Source organism: Streptomyces purpurogeneiscleroticus, assembly GCF_020024005.1.
GTDB classification, from domain to species: Bacteria; Actinomycetota; Actinomycetes; order Streptomycetales; family Streptomycetaceae; genus Streptomyces; species Streptomyces purpurogeneiscleroticus.
In genome coordinates this window covers 1-2,940 of the sequence record NZ_NHSG01000300.1, presented here as the reverse complement: position 1 = coordinate 2,940, position 2,940 = coordinate 1, and the positions used below count along the sequence as shown (strand labels likewise).

Genomic DNA, 2,940 nt, shown 5'->3' with positions numbered 1-2,940 from the left:
CCCCGATGCGCGCCCCTCCCCCGATGTGCACCCCTACGCCTCGCCGCTCGCCGCGGCCGATCTCTCCGGGCTGCCGCCGGCCCACATCCTGACCGCGGAGTACGACCCGCTGCGCGACGAGGGCGAGGCGTACGGCCGCCGGCTGCGGGAGGCCGGCGTCGCGGTGGACGTCCGGCGCTACGACGGGGTCTTCCACGGGTTCTTCGGGATGCCGGGCCAACTGCCCGCAGCCGCCGAAGCGAACGAGGCGGCACACGCCGCGCTGCGCACCGCGCTGAACCGCTAGACCGCTAGACCGCTGGGGACCACACGCCGAACCACTGCTCGGCGCCGTACTCCTCGAACCGCTCCACCTCGGTGAACCCCAGCTTCACCGCGAGGCGCAGCGCGCGGCCGTTGGCGGCCCGGGTGCAGAGCACCACCGGCTCGCCGGGGAGTGCGTCGGCGAACCAGCCGAGTGCCGCCGCGCACGCCTCGGCGGTGAAGTCCTAGACCGTTGAAGGGGCTTGGGCCCGCAGCGCCGACAGCAGCAGATCGAGGGCGTGTTCCACTGCCGGGCCTGCCATCGTCGGGAGGTGGTCCCGGACCGCGTGCAGGTGCGGGAAGGCGTCGGCGGGCAGCTGTGCGTACGCCTCGCTCCACGCCTGTTCGTCGCCGGCCCGCTGGTCGGCGGGGAGGCGCAGCACCGCGGCGTCCAGGGCCGCGTGGCCGAGGACGGTGTCTACGAAGGCGTGGTAGTGGCGCACGGCGGTGGCGTCGTCGAAGCCGGCCCGGCGCAGCAGGCCGACGCCGGTTTCCACGGCGCGCTGTTCGTGGGGGCGGCGGGTGACACGGTAGGAGCTGAGTACGGCGACGCGCGGGTGGCGCAGCGCCGCGCGGTAGGCGCGCAGCCCGAAGTCCCGCAGCGCCGCGGCCCAGTCGTCGTGGTCCTCGGGCCGGAAGCCGTCGAGCGCTTCGCCGATGAGGCGGTCGCCCAACGCGAGCAGCAGGTCCTCGGCGCCGCGGTAGTAGCGGTAGACCGCGCTGGGGTCGGCGCCGAGCGCGGTGCCGAGGCGGCGGATGGTGAGGGCCTCGGCGCCGTGCGCGTCGAGGAGTTCCAGCGCCGCATCGAGGATCAGCTCCGCGGACAGGACGACGCCGCTCTTGGTGGGGCGGCGTCGCCTGCGTTCCGTGGGGACGCGGTCGGGTGGTGCCACGGTCGGCCCTTCGGTCGTCGGTTCCGGGCGGTCCGGTGGCGCCCGGGGCGCGGCCCGGCCGCCGGCGCCCGGGCCAGTCAATCACCACCTTACGTCAACGCCATTGACATAGTGCTGGCGGCGGCGGTTTCATCGGCGCACGCCGGTCCGCCACGGCGCCCCTCCTCCCCCTTCCAGGAGCGTGTCCCGTGCCCCCAGCAGCGCCGCCCGCTTCACCGGGCCGTCCGTCGAGCCCCCGTATGCGCCGTTCGCTCGGCGTCAGGGACGGCGTGGCCATCGCCGCGTCCAGTACCGCCGCGACCACCAGCATCGGCATCGGAATGGGCACCCTCGCGGTGTACGCGGGCCGTCAGACGCCCGCCCTGCTGGTACTGGCGTTCCTGCCGATCCTCGGCATCGCCCTCGCGTACTCCCGGCTCAACCGCTCCGAGCCCAACTGCGGCAACGGCTACACCTGGGTGGGCCGCTCCATCGGCCCCTGGCCGGGCTTTCTCACCGGCTGGGTGGTGCTGGTCGGCAATGTCGTCTTCATGGCGTACACCGGCGCCGTCACCGGCTCGGTGATCCTGCAGTTCCTCAACAAGCTGGGGGCGCACGCCGTGTTCGGCGTTGCACTGGACCCGAACTCCACCGCGACCAGCACCGTCATCGGGCTCGTGGCGCTGGTGGCCGTGACCGTCACCGCGGTCACCGGCGTCCGCTCCGCCACCCGCCTCCAGCTCTGGCTGCTGGTCTTCGAGTACGCCGTACTGCTCGCCTTCTGCGCCTGGGGCCTGGCCGTCGGCGACCAGCCCTTCTCCTTCTCCTGGCTCAACCCCTTCGAGATGGGCTCGACGACCTCACTCGTCCAGGGTTTGATCCTCGCGGTCTTCCTCTACTGGGGCTGGGACGCGGCGTTCACCGTGAACGAGGAGACGAAGAGCGCCGGGGACGCCGCGCGCGGCGGGCTCATCGCGCTCACCGTCATGCTGGCCCTGTTCGTCTTCGCCGCCGTCTCCTTCCAGCGCGTGATGGGCAACGGGGAGCTGGTGCACAACGGCCCGCAGGCGCTCACCTTCCTCGGCACGCACCTCGCCCCCGAGCCGTGGGCGTCCCTGCCACTGGCCGCCCTGATGTGCTCCGCCTTCGCCTCATTGCAGGCCGCCGTCATCCCCACGGCCCGCGCCACGCTCGCCATGGGCCGCGACCGCACCCTCGGCAGCGCCTGGACGAAAGTCAGCCCACGCTTCGGCACGCCCGCCCTGGGTACGGTCGTCATCATGGCCATTGCCGCGGCCGTCGCCGTACTGGCCCTCGGCATCCCCCGGCTGAACGAGATGATCCTCGCCGCGGTCAACTCGATCGGCCTCCTCGTCTCCCTCTACTACGGCCTGACCGCCCTGGCGTGCGCGCTGCGCTTCCGCGCCGACCTGCGCGCCGGAGTCCGCGCCGCGCTCACCGGCGTGGTGATCCCCGCACTCAGCGGACTGGTCCTCTTCGGGCTCGGCGGCTATCTCGCGGTCCACTACGCGACCATGAGCGACCACTTCGAGGCGCGGCCCGACAACGGCTGGTTCATGCTGCTCGTTCCCGTACTGATCGTGGCGTCCGGGCTGGTGGCCGCGGCACGCGCCAAGTGGGGGCGGCGCTCGCCGTACTTCGTCACGGGGCGCGGCACGGACGCCGAGACGGTCACCCTCCCGATGGACCGCGGCGGCGAGCCGGCCGCGCCACCGTCCGAACCCGCCCGCTGACCCGCCTCCCT

At 73.2% G+C, this 2,940-nt stretch carries 3 protein-coding genes and 1 pseudogene; 2 read left to right on the top strand and 2 right to left on the bottom strand.

Annotated elements, in window-relative coordinates; translation table 11 throughout:
* On the top strand, positions 1-286 hold a 286-nt coding region (locus CCS38_RS19355), incomplete at its 5' end, for an alpha/beta hydrolase fold domain-containing protein (RefSeq protein ID WP_223734552.1).
* Between the two features lie 4 nt (positions 287-290).
* Here the strand turns inward: CCS38_RS19355 and CCS38_RS19350 are convergent.
* Both CCS38_RS19350 and CCS38_RS19345 read right to left on the bottom strand, forming a co-directional pair.
* A pseudogene (locus tag CCS38_RS19350) lies at positions 291-485 on the bottom strand (GNAT family N-acetyltransferase); the annotation flags it as partial.
* Positions 486-488: 3 nt separating this feature from the next.
* Positions 489-1,196, bottom strand: coding sequence for a TetR/AcrR family transcriptional regulator (locus tag CCS38_RS19345; protein ID WP_223734551.1), 708 nt, complete (start codon positions 1,194-1,196; stop codon positions 489-491).
* 239 nt (positions 1,197-1,435) lie between these two features.
* Here CCS38_RS19345 and CCS38_RS19340 point away from each other — a divergent pair, with 239 nt between their 5' ends.
* Positions 1,436-2,929: an APC family permease gene (locus CCS38_RS19340; RefSeq protein WP_223734550.1), complete on the top strand. Its 1,494-nt coding sequence runs from the start codon at positions 1,436-1,438 to the stop codon at positions 2,927-2,929.
* Positions 2,930-2,940 lie beyond the last annotated feature (11 nt).

Excerpts from the sequence above, each read along its gene's own strand:
- CCS38_RS19340 (WP_223734550.1), top strand. The coding sequence starts at position 1,436 with ATGCGCCGTTCGCTCGGCGTCAGGGACGGCGTGGCCATCGCCGCGTCC.